This is a genomic window from Rhodococcus sp. IC4_135 (assembly GCF_011602025.1).
In the GTDB taxonomy this organism is placed as follows: domain Bacteria; phylum Actinomycetota; class Actinomycetes; order Mycobacteriales; family Mycobacteriaceae; genus Rhodococcus_F; species Rhodococcus_F baikonurensis.
Window position 1 is genome coordinate 22,467 of record NZ_JAAOLG010000035.1, and the last position, 18,091, is coordinate 40,557.

At 64.8% G+C, this 18,091-nt stretch carries 10 protein-coding genes and 2 tRNA genes; 6 read left to right on the forward strand and 6 right to left on the reverse strand.

Going from position 1 to position 18,091, the window contains the following annotated elements:
- Positions 1-72: 72 nt before the first annotated feature.
- Together G8767_RS30900 and G8767_RS30905 are read left to right on the forward strand one after the other, a co-directional pair.
- A complete protein-coding gene (locus tag G8767_RS30900) occupies positions 73-9,414 on the forward strand; it encodes a type I polyketide synthase (RefSeq protein WP_166813655.1) in 9,342 nt (3,113 codons plus the stop codon).
- Positions 9,415-9,424: 10 nt separating this feature from the next.
- Positions 9,425-9,823, forward strand: a complete 399-nt coding sequence (locus G8767_RS30905; RefSeq protein ID WP_021333452.1) for a holo-ACP synthase — start codon at positions 9,425-9,427, stop codon at positions 9,821-9,823.
- 59 nt (positions 9,824-9,882) lie between these two features.
- On the opposite strand, the gene G8767_RS30910 is transcribed toward G8767_RS30905, so the two are convergent.
- Positions 9,883-10,584, reverse strand: a complete 702-nt coding sequence (locus G8767_RS30910) for a TetR family transcriptional regulator (protein WP_019749142.1) — start codon at positions 10,582-10,584, stop codon at positions 9,883-9,885.
- 291 nt (positions 10,585-10,875) lie between these two features.
- On the opposite strand from G8767_RS30910, the gene G8767_RS30915 reads away from it, so the two are divergent.
- Positions 10,876-12,219: a dipeptidase gene (locus G8767_RS30915; protein ID WP_166813657.1), complete on the forward strand. Its 1,344-nt coding sequence runs from the start codon at positions 10,876-10,878 to the stop codon at positions 12,217-12,219.
- 2 nt (positions 12,220-12,221) lie between these two features.
- Here G8767_RS30915 and bcp read toward each other — a convergent pair whose 3' ends face one another.
- Positions 12,222-12,695 (reverse strand): thioredoxin-dependent thiol peroxidase, encoded by a 474-nt coding sequence (gene bcp, locus G8767_RS30920; RefSeq protein WP_166813659.1) that lies wholly within the window; start codon positions 12,693-12,695, stop codon positions 12,222-12,224.
- Positions 12,696-12,840: 145 nt separating this feature from the next.
- On the opposite strand from bcp, the gene G8767_RS30925 reads away from it, so the two are divergent.
- On the forward strand, positions 12,841-13,062 hold the full coding sequence (locus tag G8767_RS30925; RefSeq protein WP_003945299.1) for a DUF3618 domain-containing protein: 222 nt from the start codon (positions 12,841-12,843) through the stop codon (positions 13,060-13,062).
- 66 nt (positions 13,063-13,128) lie between these two features.
- Here G8767_RS30925 and G8767_RS30930 read toward each other — a convergent pair.
- The 3 genes from G8767_RS30930 to G8767_RS30940 form a co-directional block, all read right to left on the reverse strand.
- Positions 13,129-13,201, reverse strand: a tRNA-Lys gene (locus G8767_RS30930).
- A gap of 92 nt (positions 13,202-13,293) precedes the next feature.
- A complete protein-coding gene (locus tag G8767_RS30935; RefSeq protein ID WP_166813661.1) occupies positions 13,294-14,724 on the reverse strand; it encodes an amidase in 1,431 nt (476 codons plus the stop codon).
- A gap of 111 nt (positions 14,725-14,835) precedes the next feature.
- A tRNA-Lys gene (locus tag G8767_RS30940) sits at positions 14,836-14,908 on the reverse strand.
- A gap of 329 nt (positions 14,909-15,237) precedes the next feature.
- Between G8767_RS30940 and G8767_RS30945 the strand changes: the two genes are divergently transcribed.
- A complete protein-coding gene (locus G8767_RS30945) occupies positions 15,238-16,446 on the forward strand; it encodes an Ig-like domain-containing protein (RefSeq protein WP_166813673.1) in 1,209 nt (402 codons plus the stop codon).
- Between the two features lie 133 nt (positions 16,447-16,579).
- Here the strand turns inward: G8767_RS30945 and G8767_RS30950 are convergent, their stop codons facing one another.
- Positions 16,580-17,542, reverse strand: a complete 963-nt coding sequence (locus G8767_RS30950; RefSeq protein WP_166813663.1) for an oxidoreductase — start codon at positions 17,540-17,542, stop codon at positions 16,580-16,582.
- Between the two features lie 54 nt (positions 17,543-17,596).
- Here G8767_RS30950 and G8767_RS30955 point away from each other — a divergent pair, with 54 nt between their 5' ends.
- Positions 17,597-18,007 (forward strand): MerR family transcriptional regulator, encoded by a 411-nt coding sequence (locus G8767_RS30955; protein ID WP_166813665.1) that lies wholly within the window; start codon positions 17,597-17,599, stop codon positions 18,005-18,007.
- Positions 18,008-18,091 lie beyond the last annotated feature (84 nt).

Sequence of the window (18,091 nt, forward strand, 5' to 3'; positions counted from 1 at the left end):
GCGAGCACTTCAGCCGGGCAGCACACCGCAAATCCCACCTCGCCGCAGAGGTGACCAGGAGAGGACGTACGCGTGACGATCGATGACACGACACCTACAGGAAACGGACGCGACTCGAAGGGTGGGCGCCGTTTCGGCGTCGATGGGGGACAGTCCCGCACGACCAGTAAAGGTGCCCTCGTCGATTCGCTGAACAACGGCGTTTCCTACGCAATCGCTTTCGGTGGTCAGGGCGCTCCCTGGCTCACCTCGCTCGAGGAGCTCAGCCGTGACAACGGCCTGGAGCCCGTTCTGACCGATCTGGTCAACGACGCAGCCGCACGCCTCGCGCCCGTTGCACAGGATCTTCTCGTGGTTCGCCCGGTCGGGTTCGATCCGATCGCGTGGATGCTCGAAGCCGAGATCGTCGACGAAGAAGAAGGCGAGAAGTCGGCGGGCCCGTCCGCTGCAGCGCTCACCGCAGCTCCGGTGTCCCTCCCCGGCGTCTTCCTCACGCAGCTTGCGGCGTTGCGTGCACTCTCCGCTCAGGGTCTGGATGTAGCCGGTAACCCGCCGGCCGCCGTCATCGGCCACTCGCAGGGCCTTCTGGCCACGGCTGCCGTAGCCGCGCAGGGCAACGACGACGGTGAGCTCCTCGCCGTCGCGCAGCTCGTCGGCGCCGCTGCCAGCCTCGTCGGCCGTCGCCGTGGCGTCATCGCCGGCGCCTCCGCGAAGCCGATGGTTGCAGTTTCGGGCGTCGATCCCGAGCGTTTCGCTGCCATCGTCGCCGAGCTTGCCGAGGGTGTGGCGCCCGAGCGCGCGGCTGTCCTCGCTATTCGCAACGGCCGTCGCCGCGTCGTCCTTGCCGGGCCGCCCGCTCAGCTGGCCCGCGTGCAAGAACGCTGCGAGCAGATCGAAGCCGAAGAAGCCCGTGAGCGTGAGGGCAAGAAGCGTGGCGGTTCCGTCTTCGCTCCGTCCTTCGATCCGCTCGACACCGAAATCGGCTTCCACCACCCCGCATTGGCAGAGGCCGTCGAACTTGTCGGCAGCTGGGCAACCCGTTGCGGTCTCGACGCGGACCGTGCGCGCGAACTTGCGCAGGGTGTCCTCGTCGATCCGGTCGACTGGGTCGAGGCTGTCGACGGCGCAATCTCAGCCGGCGCCAAGTGGATTCTCGATCTCGGACCCAGCGATCAGCTGACCCGTATGACGTCCTCTTCGTTGCGTGGACAGGGCATCGGCATCATTGCCGCCGCCACCCGTGGTGGACACCGCAATCTGCTCACTCCCGGCGCTGCGCCCGAGGTCTCACGTTCGTGGTCCGAGTTCGCGCCGAAGCCCGTTGCGCTTCCCGGCGGCCGCATCGGCGTCGAGACCGCGTTCACGAAGCTGACCGGTCGTTCGCCCATCCTGCTCGCAGGCATGACGCCGACGACGGTCGACGCCAAGATCGTCGCCGCGGCAGCCAATGCCGGTCACTGGGCCGAGCTTGCCGGTGGTGGACAGGTCACCGAAGAGATCTTCGAAGACCGTGTCGCAGAGCTGAAGATGCTGCTCGAGCCGGGCCGCGCGGTCCAGTTCAACTCCCTGTTCCTCGACCCGTACCTGTGGAAGCTGCAGCTCGGTGGCAAGCGTCTGGTGCAGCGCGCCCGTACTGCCGGTGCTCCCATCGACGGCGTCATCGTCACCGCCGGTATCCCGGAACTCGAAGAGGCAGTTGCCCTCATCGACGAGCTGTCCGAGATCGGCATCACCAACATTGCATTCAAGCCGGGCACCGTGGCGCAGATCCGTTCCGTGATCCGCATTGCCAACGAGGTTCCGAACTTCCCCGTCATCGTTCACATCGAAGGTGGCCGCGCCGGTGGACACCACTCGTGGGAAGACCTCGACGACCTGCTCCTCGACACGTACGCCGAGCTGCGTACGCGTTCGAACCTGGTCATCTGCATCGGCGGCGGCATCGGAACACCGGAGCGCGCAGCCGATTACCTGACCGGCCGCTGGTCTGCCGCAGCCGGCTTCCCCGCCATGCCCGTCGACGGCATCCTGGTCGGCACCGCAGCCATGGCGACTCTCGAGGCCACCACCTCTCCCGAGGTCAAGCAGCTTCTCGTCGACACACCCGGTACGCCGGACTGGGTCGGTGCCGGTACCGCTGAAGGTGGAATGGCCTCGGGCCGTAGCCAGCTCGGTGCCGACATCCACGAAATCGACAACGCGGCTTCACGTACCGGACGCCTCCTCGACGAGGTTGCCGGTGATTCCGAGGCAGTGGCCGAGCGCCGCGAGGAGATCATCGCCGCCCTCGACGTCACCGCCAAGCCCTACTTCGGCGACGTCGAGACCATGACGTACGCGCAGTGGCTGCGTCGCTACCTCGAGCTGACCGTCGGCATCGACGCCGCGAAGGAATTCGACTGCGGCGCAGATCTTCAGGACGCCATCGTCGAGGCGACCTCGAGCCCGTGGCTCGACATCACCTGGCGTGCTCGCTTCGGTGAGATGCTCCAGCGCACCGAGGCGCGTCTGCACCCGGTCGACCGCGGCCCGATTCCCACGCTGTTCGGCGACGCCGAGACTCTCGAGCGCCCCGAGGCTGCGATCTGCGCACTGCAGGCGTCGTACCCGGACTACTCGACGACCGTTCTGCATCCCGCAGACGTCTCGTTCTTCATCTCGCTGTGCAAGACGCCGGGCAAGCCGGTCAACTTCGTTCCCGTCGTCGACGGTGACGTGCGTCGTTGGTGGCGCAGCGACTCCCTGTGGCAGGCTCACGATCCCCGCTACACCGCCGATCAGGTTTGCGTCATTCCCGGCACCGTTGCCGTCGCAGGCATCACCCGTGTCGACGAGCCGGTCGGTGACCTGCTCGATCGCTTCGAGAAGGCCACCTACGACGAATTAATCGCTGCCGGAACCACTCCGGTTGCACTCGCGAGCCGTCGCCACCAGGATTCCGCACCCGGAATTCTCGACGCCGTCCTCTCGGCTCCCGACCTCCAGTGGGCCGGCCGCCTGACCCAGAACCCCGTCCGTCGTCTCGGCGACCTCGACGAGTGGAGTGCAGAGTCTGCCGACAAGGCAGTTCACGGCACCACCGGTTCCAGTCTGACCGTCGTCGATTCCTCGCACGTGCTGCTTTCGGTTCCGTTGGTGGCAGACAAGTCCGTCGACATCACGATCACGATCCCCGAGTCCGTCGTCGACGGCGGCGCTCCGGTCGTCACCGAGGCAGACGCCGAAGGTGCGATGTCCGCGCTGCTGGCAGTTGCTGCCGGACAGGAACTTCCGGCAGTCAAGAACGGCAAGGCCCGCCTCAACGTCGCGTGGGTACCCGATCGAATCGCCGATCACGCCGGTGTCACAGGTTCCGGCCTGCCCGCCACGCTCAGTGTCAGCGGCAAGGCTGTTCCGGACGTCGTCGTCGGAGCATGCTGGCCCGCCGTCTTCGCGGTCCTCGGCGCAGCCAAGCTCGACAGTCTTTCCGTCATCGAAGGCATGCTCGACCTGGTCCACCTCGACCACACCGTCGACTTCGTCGGTGAGCTGCCGTCCGAGACAAGCATTCTCGTCGTCAACGCCGAGGTCGCCTCGGTTCTCGACACCGACCTCGGTCGCGTCGTCGAGGTCAAGGTCGAGGTCGGTGCCATGCTCGGCGAGGGCCTCGACGCCCCCGCAGTCGTCACCATGACCGAGCGTTTCGCGATCCGCGGACGCACCGGCGCAGGCGAACTCGCCGACCCGGCTCGCGCCGGTGGATCGATCAGCGACGCGGCTGTCGACACCTCGCGTCGTCGTCGCCGTGACGCGAAGATCCTCGCGCCGGTCAGCATGGGCGCCTTCGCTCAGGTTTCCGGTGACCACAACCCGATACACACCTCCGACAACGCCGCTCTTCTGGCCGGCCTCGGAACCCCGATCGTGCACGGCATGTGGCTCTCCGCCGCAGCGCAGCAGGTTGTCACCGCAGTCGACCCGGCCGAGACCCGCGTCCCGCCGCGCCGCCTGACCGCCTGGACCGCCCGCTTCCTCGGGATGGTTCGCCCCGGCGCCGAGATCGACGTCCGCGTCGATCGTGTCGGTATCGACCACGGTGCCGAAATCGTCGAGGTCGGCTGCCGCATCGACGGTGAACTGGTCATGGTTGCCACCGGCCGCACCGCTGCGCCGAAGACCGTCTACGCCTTCCCAGGCCAGGGCATCCAGCGCCCGGGCATGGGCCTCGACGCTCGTGCTCGCTCCAAGGCCGCCCGCGACGTCTGGGAGCGCGCGGACAAGCACACCCGCAAGGCACTCGGATTCTCGATTCTCGCTGTCGTGCGCGACAACCCGGTGACCGTCAAGGCCCGTGGTGTCGAGCACAGGCATCCCGACGGTGTCCTGCACCTGACGCAGTTCACCCAGGTGGCCATGGCCGTTCTCGGTGTTGCGCAGGTTGCCGAGCTGCGCGAGTCCGGAACCTTCATCGAGGATTCGCTTCTGGCCGGTCACTCGGTCGGTGAGTACAACGCACTCGCCGCTGTCGCCGAGGTCTTCCCGCTCGAAGCGCTTCTCGAGGTCGTCTTCCAGCGTGGCTCTGCGATGCACCAGCTCGTTCCCCGCGACGAAGCCGGACGCTCCGACTACCGCATGGCCGCTATTCGCCCGTCGCAGATCGGTGTTTCCGACGACGACGTGCAGGGCTTCGTCGCCGGTGTGGCCGAGGCTTCCGGAGAGTTCCTCGAAATCGTCAACCTGAACCTGCGCGGCAGCCAGTACGCCATTGCCGGTTCGGTAGCCGGTCTCGACGCACTCGAGGTCGAAATCGACCGTCGCCGAGCAGAATTCGGTGGCAAGCGGGCATACATCCAGGTCCCCGGCATCGACGTGCCGTTCCACTCCACGGTCCTTCGCGGCGGCGTGGCGGACTTCCGCGTGTGCCTGCAGGACTTGCTCCCGCACGACATCGACCCGGACATCCTGATCGGCCGCTACATCCCGAACTTGGTTCCGAAGCCGTTCTCGCTGCGTCGTGACTTCGTTCAGGAAATCGCCGACCTGGTGCCGTCCGAGCCGCTGCAGGAAGTGCTCGCAGACTTCGACAGCTATGCAACGCGCACTCACGAGTTGTCCCGCATCATCCTGATCGAGCTGCTGGCTTGGCAGTTCGCCAGCCCGGTCCGTTGGATCGAGACGCAGGACCTGCTCTTCAGCGACGAGTCCGAAGGTGGACTCGGAGTCGAGCGCTTCGTCGAGATCGGCCTCGGCGCTGCCCCGACCGTGGCGAACCTCGCGTCGCAGACCCTCAAGCTGCCGGGCCGCTTCGGCTACCCGGTCGAGGTTCTCAACGTCGAGCGCGAAGCTGCGATCGTCTACGGCACCGACGTCGACCCCGCCGTCGATGACGACGACGAGATCGAAGCGCCTGCCGCGCAGGCTGCTCCGGTTGCCGCGGCCGCTGCTCCGGTTGCAGCTGCTGCGCCGGCCGCACCTTCGGGTGGACCGCGTCCGGACGACCTCACCTTCAAGGCACCGGATGCCACGAAGGTCCTGATCAGCCTGTGGACCAAGCTCCGTCCCGATCAGGTCGGCCCCGCCGACACGATCGAGGCACTGTGCGACGGCGTCTCCTCGCGTCGTAACCAGCTTCTGGTCGACCTCGGCTCCGAGCTGTCCCTCGGCGCCATCGACGGTGCCGCGGATGCCGACATGGGCTCCCTGGGAGCAACCGTCGACAAGCTCGCCCGTACGTACAAGCCGTTCGGACCGGTGCTCTCCGATTCGATCAACGATCACCTGCGCAAGGTCTTCGGCCCCTCGGGCAAGCGCCCCGGCTACATCGCCGACCGCGTCAAGAAGGTCTGGGAACTGGGCGACGGCTGGGCACACCACGTCACCGCAGCAGTGGCTCTCGGCACCCGCGACGGCGCCAGCATCCGCGGCGGCGACCTCGGTGGCCTGAGCTCCGGCGCACTGGCCGACGCTGCAGCAGTGGACGCAGTCATCGACAGCGCAGTTGCCTCGGTCGGCTCTGCTCGCGGAGTCAGCGTCTCGCTACCGGCCACCGGTGGCGGAAGCGGCGGAACCGTCGACGCGGCCGCTCTGGGCGAGTTCACCGAGAACATCACGGGCCGCACCGGCGTTCTGGCCTCGGCCGCCCGCCTGGTGCTCGAGCAGCTCGGACTGAACGAAGAAGCAGCAGTCGCGACGGTCGAGGACACCGAACTGGTCGACCTGGTCTCGGCTGAACTCGGCTCCGACTGGCCGCGTCTGGTTGCTCCGGCATTCGACGCGCAGAAGGCGGTCCTGCTCGACGACCGTTGGGCAAGTGCGCGTGAGGATCTCGCTCGCATCTGGATCCGGTCGAGCGAAGCGAGGGGTGGTGTCTCAGGTGACACCGCGTTGTCGGTCGAGAACTTCATCGGTGCCGGTTCCACTGTCGCCGCACAGGCGAAGTGGTGGGCCACCCGCGCGACCGACGAAGGCCGCACGGCGCTCGCCGAGGTCTACACCCGCATCGCTGATGCGGCTGCGGCGGCAGAATCCGACGCACCCGAGTGGGCAGGCGAGGTCGCAGTAGTGACCGGCGCCAGCAAGGGCTCCATCGCGGCAGCGGTCACGGGCAAGCTCCTTGCCGGTGGTGCAACGGTATTCGTGACCACCTCGCGACTCGACGGTCAGCGCCTCGGCTTCTACCGCGACCTGTACCGCGAGAACGCTCGCGCCGGTGCAGCCCTCTGGGTGGTTCCCACGAACATGGCGTCGTACACCGACGTCGACGCACTGATCGACTGGATCGGCAACGAGGCCACCGAGAACGCAGGTGGCGCAAAGAAGCTCATCAAGCCGGCCATGACGCCGACGATGCTCTTCCCGTTCGCAGCTCCCCGTGTCGGCGGTGAACTCTCCGACGCCGGCGCTCGCGCCGAAATGGAAATGCGCGTGCTGCTCTGGTCGGTGGAGCGTCTCATCGGCGGTCTGTCGAAGATCGGTTACGACAGCGACGTCGACACCCACCTGCACGTAGTGCTGCCCGGTTCGCCGAACCGCGGAACGTTCGGCGGCGACGGTGCTTACGGTGAGGCAAAGGCTTCGCTGATCGCCGTGGTCAACCGTTGGAAGGCCGAGCGCAACTGGGCTGAGCGGGTCACGTTGGCACACGCGGTCATCGGTTGGGTTCGCGGAACCGGTCTCATGGGTCACAACGATCCGATCGTCGACGCAGTCGAAGCTGCGGGCGTCCGCACCTGGTCCACCCAGGAGATGGCCACCCAACTGCTGAAGACGGCAACCCGCGAATCGCGACGCGCCGCTGCAGAGGCTCCGCTCGAGGTCGACCTGACCGGCGGACTGTCCGAGGCCAACCTGGATCTGGGTGCTTTGGCCAAGGAAGCTGCCGAGGTGGCCGAGATCGCCGAAGCCGTTGACGAAGCCGTCGACGAGTCCAGCATCCTGGCGTTGCCGGCACCGGCTCGTCTCGACGACTCGGTCAAGGCTCCGAGCTGGCCCGAACTGGACGTCACTCCCGCGGACCTCGTGGTCATCGTGGGTGCCGGAGAGCTCGGACCCTACGGTTCCTCACGTACCCGCTTCGAGATGGAGGTCGACGAGCAGCTCTCTGCCGCAGGCGTTCTCGAATTGGCGTGGAACACCGGACTCATCGTCTGGGAGAACGACCCCAAGCCGGGCTGGTACGACGTCGAATCCGGCGACCTGGTACCCGAGGCGGAAATCGCGGACAAGTACCACGACGCAGTCGTCGAGCGTTGCGGCATCCGTCGTTACGTCGACGAGGGCGCGATGATCGACAACACCGCTCCGCTGCTCACCTCGGTGTTCCTGGACAAGGATCTGAGCTTCGTGGTCGGCAGTGAGGCAGAGGCGCAGGCCTTCGTCGAATCCGATCCGGAGAACACGACGGCCACGGTTTCCGCCGAGTCCGGCGACTGGACGGTCACTCGCCGCGCAGGCACCGAGATCCGCGTCCCGCGCAAGATGAAGCTGACTCGTAGTGTCGGCGGCCAGATCCCGACCAACTTCGACGTCACCAAGTGGGGCATCCCCGCCGACATGGCGGATTCGGTCGACCGCGTCGGACTCTGGAACATCGTCGCAACGGTGGACGCCTTCCTTACCGGCGGCTTCACTCCGAGCGAACTGCTCCGTTGGGTACACCCGAGCCTGGTCGCCAACACGCAGGGCACGGGCATGGGCGGCATGACCTCCATGAGGAGCCTGTACATCGACACGCTGCTCGGCGAGAACCGTCCGAACGACATCCTGCAGGAAGCGCTGCCGAACGTCATTGCAGCGCACGTCGTTCAGTCGTACGTCGGCGGTTACGGCGCGATGGTTCACCCCGTCGCAGCCTGCGCCACGGCAGCAGTATCCGTCGAAGAAGGCGTCGACAAGATCCGACTCGGCAAGGCGCAGTTGGTTGTTGCCGGCGGGTTCGACGATCTGAGCACGGAAGGCATCATCGGCTTCGGTGACATGTCGGCCACTGCCAAGACCGAGGACATGCACGCCAAGGGCATCGAGGATCGCCGCTTCTCGCGGGCCAACGATCGTCGCCGCGGCGGCTTCGTCGAGTCGGCCGGTGGCGGAACGATTCTCCTCGCTCGTGGTGACCTGGCGCTCGAGATGGGTCTGCCCGTCCTCGGTGTGGTCGCCTGGGCCGGATCGTTCGCCGACGGTGTCCACACCTCGATCCCGGCACCGGGACTCGGAGCACTGGGCGCCGGACGCGGGGGAGCGGATTCGCAGCTCGCACTCTCGCTCAACGCTCTCGGCGTGAGCGCCGACGACATCGCCGTGATCTCCAAGCACGACACCTCCACGGCCGCCAACGATCCCAACGAGGCAGAGCTGCACGAGCGCCTCGCCGGGGCATTGGGACGCAGTGAAGGTGCGCCGATGTTCGTGGTCTCGCAGAAGAGCCTGACCGGTCACGCCAAGGGCGGTGCCGCAGCCTTCCAGTTGATCGGGCTCTGCCAGGTATTGAGCCAGGGCATCGTCCCGCCGAACCGCAGCCTCGACTGCGTCGACGACAAGATGGCCGAGTTCGAGCACCTCGTGTGGGCACGTCAGCCGCTCAAGTTCGGTGATCAGCTTCCGCTGCGCGCCGGTCTGCTGACCAGCCTCGGTTTCGGTCACGTCTCCGGACTGATCGCCGTCGTGCACCCGCAGGCATTCGTCGAGTCGGTTCCGGCTGACAAGCGTGCGGACTACGTTGCTGCGGCGCAGCAACGGACGATCGACGGTCAGCGTCGCCTCGCCAAGGCGATGTGCGGTGGCGACAGCCTCTACGAGCGGCCTGCGGATCGTCGTCTCGGTGCCGACGGAACGCCGGCCAAGGCGTCGCGTCAGCTCGAAGCGGACATGCTGCTGAGCGAGGACGCACGACTCGGCGCAGACCAGGTGTACCGCTCGAATCTGCCCGGCTGCAAGTAATAATCACGGTATGGGAGTTCTGGGTATCGGCTTCGACCTCGTGACGGTGTCGGAGTTCGCCGAGCAATTGAACAGGCCGGGAACGGCAATGCTCGACAACTTCACACCGGGCGAGCGTCGAGACGCCGCTACCCGGAGCTCCGAACCGGCACGACACTTCGCCGCACGGTGGGCGGCGAAGGAAGCAGTGATCAAGGCATGGTCGACTGCTCTCTTCGCCAGCCCGCCGGTGCTGGGGGAGATGATCCACAATCAGATCGAAGTCGTCTCGGACGCCTGGGGGCGCCCCGGCATTCGGCTTCGTGGTGACGTCGCGAAACACCTCACCGGCGTGAAGATTCATATCTCGCTCACCCACGACGGGGACATGGCCGGTGCGTTCGCGGTCATCGAATCCGACCCGGAGTAACTCCGCCGGACACGAAAGAGCCGGTCTCCCAAGGGGAGACCGGCTCTTTCGTCGTTCGACTAGTCCTTCGTGCGGGACTCCTTCTCGGCGACGAGAAGATACGCGATCATCAACCTTTTCAGTTCGGCGACGGCGTCGGCATGCGACTGGCCGTCCTGAACCGAGAAATTGAGCATCGAATACACCACGTGGACAAGAACTTCCGCCATCATCAGGCGGCGATCTCGCCGAGTACGAGGCGTCAGCGGACCCAGCATTTTCGCGACGGTCTCGGCGAACTGCTTCTCGTGAATGACTCCGGTGGCCCGCGTGGACGGCGTCGACTGCATCGCCAGCCAGACTTCGCGACGCGACGGATCAGACGTCCACAGCCCGGCCATGTGATCGACGAAACTGTTCAGGAACCGCAACCAGTCGAGTGATGGCACCTCGCCGCCGAACTGCGCAAGCTCGTGCTGGACCCCGACGAGGTCCTGGCGGTTCAATTCGCACACGATGACGTACTTGTTGGCGAAGAACTGGTAGAGCGTCCCGATCGGGACGTCGGCTCGTGCCGCGACCTCTTCGCAGGTGAACGATTCGAATCCGACATCGGTGAGGAGTTCGCGTGACGCCGCCAGGAGTGCGTCGAATTTACGCTGGCTGCGCTCTTGCGTCGGACGCTTGCGCGGCAGCAGTTCCTGCGGTTCTTCGAGGCTCTGGGGATTCTCCAGTGCCGGGTCGACTCGTCGCCGCGCGCGGTTACGAGTCGTGGGCTGCACGTCTTCCAGGCTATCGGTGTTTTCTGTCGAATTTGGGACTTGTGCATTATCCGGTGTCATCGGCCACCTACTTCGGCGGTCGTGATCGGTCGACACGCACCGCGCAGGTGCGCGCACACGAGTACCGATGCTGTTGCCACACCTCGATACTAGGTGACCACCTGTCCAGTAGCCGAAGAGGTTGCTGCGCGGTGTGGCGAAAGCGGCGATCCTCCCGACTCCCTACGTCCGATTCGGGCACACTGAGATTCTTCGGGCACACCGAGATTCGATGCCGAGGAGAGGGAGACGATGACGGAAGAACTGCGAACCGCGGTACGTGGACTCATGCCGCGTGCCCGTGAAGATCTCAGCGCACTTGTGGCGATGAAGTCCGTCGCCGATGCACGGCAGTACCCGCCGGAAGAATGCGCGGCCGCAGCACATTGGGTCCTGGAGGCATTCCGCGATCAAGGTTTCGCCGACATCGAGGCGATCGAGACCCCCGACGGCTCGGCCGCCGTCGTCGGCCGACGACCAGGTCCGGCCGGTGCCCGGACGGTTCTGCTGTACTGCCACTACGACGTTCAGCCGCCGGGAAACGAAGAGCTCTGGGGCTCGCCGCCTTTCGCACTCACCGAGCGCGACGGACGGTGGTACGGACGTGGCGCTTCCGACTGCAAGGGCAACGTCGTCATGCATCTGACGGCGCTGCGTGCGCTTGCCGCCGCCGGTGTCGATCCGAGCGCACATCTGACGATCGTCGCCGAAGGTTCCGAGGAGATGGGCACCGGTGGCCTCGAGGACCTGGTGCGAGAGCGGCCCGAACTTTTCGCGGCCGACATGATTCTGATCGCCGATACCGGCAACACCGAGGTGGGGGAGCCGACGATCACGACGTCTTTGCGCGGGATCGCCAACGTGGTGGTCCACGTGTCGACACTCGAGGGTGAGATTCATTCCGGCGTCTTCGGTGGGCCGGCGCCCGATGCGATCACCGCGCTGGTGCACATTCTCTCGACCCTGCACGACGGCGCCGGAAACACCACCGTCGAAGGCTTGACCAACGACCAGGAATGGGCCGGGGTCAGCTACGACGACGATCAGTTCCGTTCTGATGCGGGAGTGCTCGACGGCGTCCAACTGACCGGTTCCGGTTCGGTGGCAGAACAGGTGTGGGCTCGTCCGGCGCTGACCATTCTGGGAATCGACTGCCCGCCGGTGGTCGGTTCGGCGGCGGCGATCACGCCACGCGCGTCCGCACGTCTGAATCTTCGCGTCCCGCCCGGCACGGATCCGGCGCAGGCACAGAAGTTGTTGACCGACCACCTCCGCGCAGCGGCGCCGTGGGGCGTCCACATCGAGGTCGTACCGGAATCGACGGGCTCACCGTTCTCGTCGTCGACCGAAGGAACGGGGTTCGCGCAACTGAAGTCTGCGCTGACCGATGCCTACGGCCGGGAAGTGGGATTTGCCGGCCAAGGCGGATCGATCCCGCTGTGCAGCGCGCTGGCCGAGCAGTTCCCCGACGCGGAGATCGCATTGATCGGCGTCGAGGAACCGCAGTGCCGCATTCATGCGCCCGACGAAAGCGTCGATCCGTCGGAGATCGAGAATCTCGCTTTCGCGGAGGCGCTGTTCTTGAGCAGATACTGAAGTCAGACCGACAAATCGCGTCGTAGCTTGGCGACGTGACCGGTGGCCCGGACGTTGTACTGGGCCACCTCGATCTTGCCTTCCTCGTCGACGAGGAACGTCGAGCGGATGACGCCCTGCACCGTCTTGCCGTACATCTTCTTCTCACCGAATGCGCCCCAGGCTTGGAGCGTCGCTTTCTCGGGGTCGGAGAGAAGCGGGAAGGTCAGTTCCTCGGTATCGCGGAATTTGGCGAGTTTGGCGGGCTTGTCCGGCGAGATTCCGATGACCTCGAGGCCGGCGCCGTTCAGTTCGGCGAGGCTGTCACGGAAGTCGCAGGCCTGCTTGGTGCACCCCGGCGTGCTGGCCGCCGGGTAGAAGTACACGATGACCTTGCGGCCGCGGTAATCGTGGAGTGAAACCTCGTTGCCGTCGGCGTCGGGGAGCGTGAAATCCGGCGCGACGTCGCCGGCGGACAATCTACTGTTCTCGGTCACGGGAATCGAGGTTAGTCGAGAAATTGCGCGGCAGGTGGGCGCGAGGGCATTCTGCTCCTCTACGGTAGAGCGAAGTGTCGGCGCGCTGCGTCCGCACAGCAGACCCGCACACAGAGCAGCAGAACACAGACAAGTTGGAGGACACGTGCCCAGGGACACCGAGAGCATCGAGCGCGAGATCGAGAAGGCGCGTAATCAGCTCGCGAGCACACTCGACGAACTGACGGTCCGCACCAACCCGAAGCGGCTGGTCGAGAACACCAAGAAGACGGTGCTCGCCAAGCTCAACGAGCCGGCAGTGAAGTACGCGCTGATCGCAGTCGGTTCAGTGGTGGGACTACTCGTGGTCCGGAAGATCATTCGCTGACCCGAGTCGTCGAAGACAGAACATGAAGAAGGCCCCCACCCGGTGAGGTGGGGGCCTTCTTGCAAGTGCGCCCACAGGGACTCGAACCCCGGACCCAGTGATTAAGAGTCACTTGCTCTACCAACTGAGCTATAGGCGCTCGCTCTTGCGAGACAGAACATTAGCCGACAGGCTCAGGAGTTTGCAAACGAGTGTTCATCGTGGTGACGATGGTTACATCGCTTCCGTAATTCAGGAGTGTGGCGGGCGCGAATCCGGCCAGCGGACGGTGCTTTCCAACTGCTTTGCTAGGGCGAGAATCGTCGGTTCACCACCGCTGCGCGCGACCAGTTGGACGCTCAGGGGGAGCCCGCGTTCGGAGAACCCGGCGGGTACCGCGGCCGCCGGGTTGCCGCAGACATTCCAGATCGAACAGTAGGCGGCGATCGGCAGTGCCTTGCGGACTGCGGAGAGAAGGCCGGTTCCTTCGAGTTGTCCGATCGGGCGAGGCAAGGCAGGCGTGGTCGGCATCAGGACCAGGTCGAAGGTGTCGAAGACCTGGTTGACCGTCGCTGCAATTCGCTCGCCTTTGCGGTAAGCGAATTTCCCGACGCGCGCGGGAGCGGCTATCCGGCCGATCGACGCGAGTGCTCGTGTGCGCTTCTCCAGGAGTGCTGGCTGGTCGACGCGTAGTGCTTCGTCGCGGACGCCGCCGAGCACCTGCGGGAGAAAAGCGGCAGTGGCATCCGGGTACTCGGGATCGTGTTCTTCGACGTGATGTCCCAACGCGCTCAACATCTCTGCGATCGAGAGCACCGCGGCAACGATCTCCGCTGACGGGCGGACGCCTAGGACCGGACTCCGGGTGGACACCGCGATGCGAAGCGGCCCGGGCGCCGACACGGCCGCGTCGGCAAAGCTGGTGCGGATCGTTTCGGCTGTGTAGTCGTCGGTCGCGGTGGTGCCGGTGATTGCGTCGTATACGAGTGCGCTGTCCTCGACCGAACGAGTGAGAGGCCCGAGCGTGCCGAGTCCGCGCCAGAGGTTTCGGTTCGGCGCGGTGCTCACCCGACCGCGTTGCGGCTTGAGGCCGAACAACCCGCAGAATGCCGAAGGCAATCGAATGGAACCGCCGCCGTCGCCGCCTATTGCCGCCGCGACCATTCCCGACGCGACGGCCGACGCAGATCCTCCGCTCGATCCGCCGGTGGATATGTCGGTGTCCCAAGGGTTTCTCGTGTAGCCGTTTGCTGCAGTCTCGGTGAAGGGCCAGATGCCGAACTCGGGCATCGTCGTCTTGCCGACGATCACCGCACCCGCCTCGCGCAACCGGCGGACAACCTCTGAATCGGCCGGTGCGATGCGCGTTGCTGCCGCACCGCCGTATGTCGTGGGCGTTCCGGCGACGTCGTTCTCGTCCTTGATTGCAATCGGGACTCCGTGCAGTGGGCCCAGGGTTTGGCCGTCGGCCTGACGTTGATCGAGCCGCGTCGCCTCGTCGAGTGCTTCGTCTGCGAGAACTCGCACAAATGCATTGAGCGTCGAATCGAGGCGTTCGATCCGGCGAAGTGTGTTCTCGGTGAGTTCGCGGGCCGACAATTCTCCGGACCGGATCAGAGCTGCCTGACCTGCCACCCCGGCAAATGCCAGCTCGCTGTCAGGTGTGGTTCCGCGCTCAGTCATCAGTCCTCCAGGCCGTGGTTCCGGTAACTGTGAAGTCTATTCACCACAACCTGGTCACCACGACACAAAGAAAAATCCCCACCTTCCGAAGAAGGTGGGGACCTTTGCAAGTGCGCCCACAGGGACTCGAACCCCGGACCCAGTGATTAAGAGTCACTTGCTCTACCAACTGAGCTATAGGCGCTCGCTCTTGCGAGACAGAACATTAGCCGAATCGCCGGTTCGGGAGCAAATCGCCAGGTGGAGGCGTCGCCGCCGTAGTCCGATCGGAGGAAATCCGCTGAAATCGGTAACAAAACGGACGGTTCGGAGCGATTGATACTTGAACGTTACTGACGGCGTGGCCCTTCATGACCGTTGGTAACGAGCGCGCCTGGCATCATTGGTGCAGCGCAGTCATACCGCAAGTCCCACTTGCCTTCCGGTAAGTGGGATTCGCATGTGGCGCGGAAGTTAGTCGGAGAAATTGTGAAGCGGAGTCGAACGATGAGTCGTCAAAGGTGGGGTCTGTCCGTGCGCGGGGGGAACGGTCGAGCGTCGAAGAGCGCGGCGATGATCGCGGTGTCTCTCGGTGCTCTCGTTCTGATGACCGCGTGCACGTCGGGCGGCAAGGACGTCAGCACCGAAGGGTCGGCGCCGATCGATTCCAATCCGCTCACCGAACTCATCAAGCCGAAGCTCACCTCGACCGCTGCCGACGGCGCTGTCGGATTCTCCCCGGGCGACCCGGTCAAGATCAACGTCGCCGACGGCGCCCTGTCCGACGTGAAGATGGTCAATCAGGACGGCAAGGCAGTTGCCGGCGCGATTGCTGCCGATGGTGCGTCGTGGACGACCACCGAACCTCTCGGCTACAACCGCAAGTACAAGATCGAGGCCCGCGCATTCGGGTTGGGTGGCGCCAGTACGACGGTCACGTCCTTCACCACCAGCGCACCCGGCAACGTCACCAAGCCGTACGTCTTGCCGAACGAGGGCGACGTGGTCGGCATCGGTCAGCCCATCGCCGTGCAGTTCGACGAGAACATCCCCGATCGCAAGGCTGCCGAAGCTGCCATCACCGTCACCACGACTCCGGCCGTCGAAGGTGCGTTCTACTGGGTCAACAATCGTGAGGTCCGTTGGCGTCCGGAGAACTACTGGGCACCGGGCACCAAGGTCGACGTGAGCGTCAACGTGTACGGGCGCAATCTCGGAAAGGGAGTCTTCGGGCAGGAAGACGCGAAGAGTTCCTTCACCATCGGTGATGCCGTCATCGCCACGGCAGACGACAACACCAAGCAGGTCACTTTCCAGGTCAACGGTGAGACCGTCATGACCATGCCCACCTCCATGGGCAAGGACAGCACTCCCACCGACAACGGCGTCTACATCATCGGTGACCGCTTCGCGAACATGATCATGGACTCGTCCACGTACGGCGTCCCGGTCACCTCCGCTCAGGGTTACAAGACTCCTGTCGACTGGGCGACCCGAATGTCCTACAGCGGCATCTTCTTCCACTCGGCGCCGTGGTCGGTCGGGCAGCAGGGCTACTCCAACACGAGCCATGGCTGCCTCAACCTGAGCCCGTCCAACGCCAAGTGGGTCTACGACAACACCAAGCGCGGGGACATCGTCGTCGTCAAGAACACCGTCGGCGGCACGCTCTCCGGCACCGACGGACTCGGTGACTGGAACATCCCGTGGAGCGTCTGGAAGACCGGCAACGCGGACGTCTGATCGCGTTCCTGAAGCACTGAACGTCAGAATGCCCCCGACCGTCCGGTTGGGGGCATTCTGCATCTGTATTCCCTTTGCGAGCGAAAGTGCCTCTCGGTCTATCTGAGGCGACGGGAGGTACGTTCGCTCGGTGTCAGCGCCGACCGAAGGCGTCCACTCCGGTCATTTCAGCGGACAGTGCCCAGAGTCTGCGTGCGTCGTCGCGATCGGTAGCCCAAGGCTTCACGCCGCCGACGCTCATGTCATCCGTCTGCGCAACGTCCGCGATGTTGCAGTCTTGGAGGTACGCGCCGGCGTGATCGGCGAGTATCGGCGCCGTCGCCGCCCACACCGCTGTCGCGGCGCCCTGGGCGGGAGTCTTGAATCCCGGCACGGCATCGCCATTCGACGTAGTCCATCCGAGTTCGTGTTTCTCCGATGCGGAGAAGTGACGTTGAAGGGGAGTGAGGATGCTCCCGGGATGGACGGAGAACGCAGTGATTCCGCGTGAAGCACCGGCGCTCGCCAGCTGTACAGCGAAGAGAGCATTTGCAGTCTTGGCCTGACCGTACGCAAGCCATCGGTCGTAACCGTTGCGGAAATGTATGTCGTCCCAACGCACCCCCGACAGAAAATGTCCCGCCGACGAGACAGCGACCACGCGAGAACCGTTTGCGGGCATGGCAGGCACAAGCAGGTTCACCAGTACAAAGTGCCCGAGGTGATTGATCGCGAACTGTGATTCCCAGTCAGACCCGACTCGGATCTCCGGGCAGGCCATGATTCCCGCATTGCAGACGATGATGTCCGGACTGATCCGGGAATCGAGAATTTCTCGCGCACACGATCTGACACTGCTCGGGTCCGACAGGTCGCACGCTCGCACTTCGATACCTGGAAAGTCGGCCACGGCACCCCGTGCCTGCTCTGGTCGGCGGGCAAGCACCAGCACTCGCGCGCCGGCCGACGAAAGCGACCGCGAAATCTCGAATCCGAGTCCGGAGTATCCGCCAGTGACCAATGCGGTGGTGCCGGTCAGGTCTCGCCCGGCAAGTACGTCGTCGGCGGTGGAGGTTCGGGCGAATCCGGTGTTGATCTTGCGCTGAATGGAAATCATGGCAGGACCGTAAAATCTGGAGTGCACTCCAGGTCAAGGAAAGGTCGTCAGGCAATGCGTGAACTGTCAATCGGTGAGGTCGCTGTCGAGACCGGAATCAGCATCGATTCGCTTCGATACTTCGAACACGAGGAACTGTTCGTTCACGAGGTTGCACGCTCGGCAGGTGGGCGTCGGGTCTACTCCGAAAGCGATGTCACTTGGTTGAAGCTGTGCAATCGCTTCCGAGACTCGGGTATGCCGATCGCCACGATCCGTGAATTCGCCGCACTCGTCAGGTCTGGTCCGGGAAACGAGAAGGAACGGCTTTCACTTCTGCAACAGCATGAGGTGTTGATTCGATCCAGGATTTCTGCGATGCAGGACAACCTTGCCGTCATCCACGGCAAGGTTTCGGCATACGAGCGACACGTGAGTGAGGGGACCGTAGTGGGCGTCTGGGAGCCCGGCCCGCGGCCCGAGTGATCGACGGCTGGGCCATTTGTCGCGATCTCCAGTTACCCCGATGTGAGCGAAAGTGGCTTTCGGTCTATCTGAGGCGACGAGAGG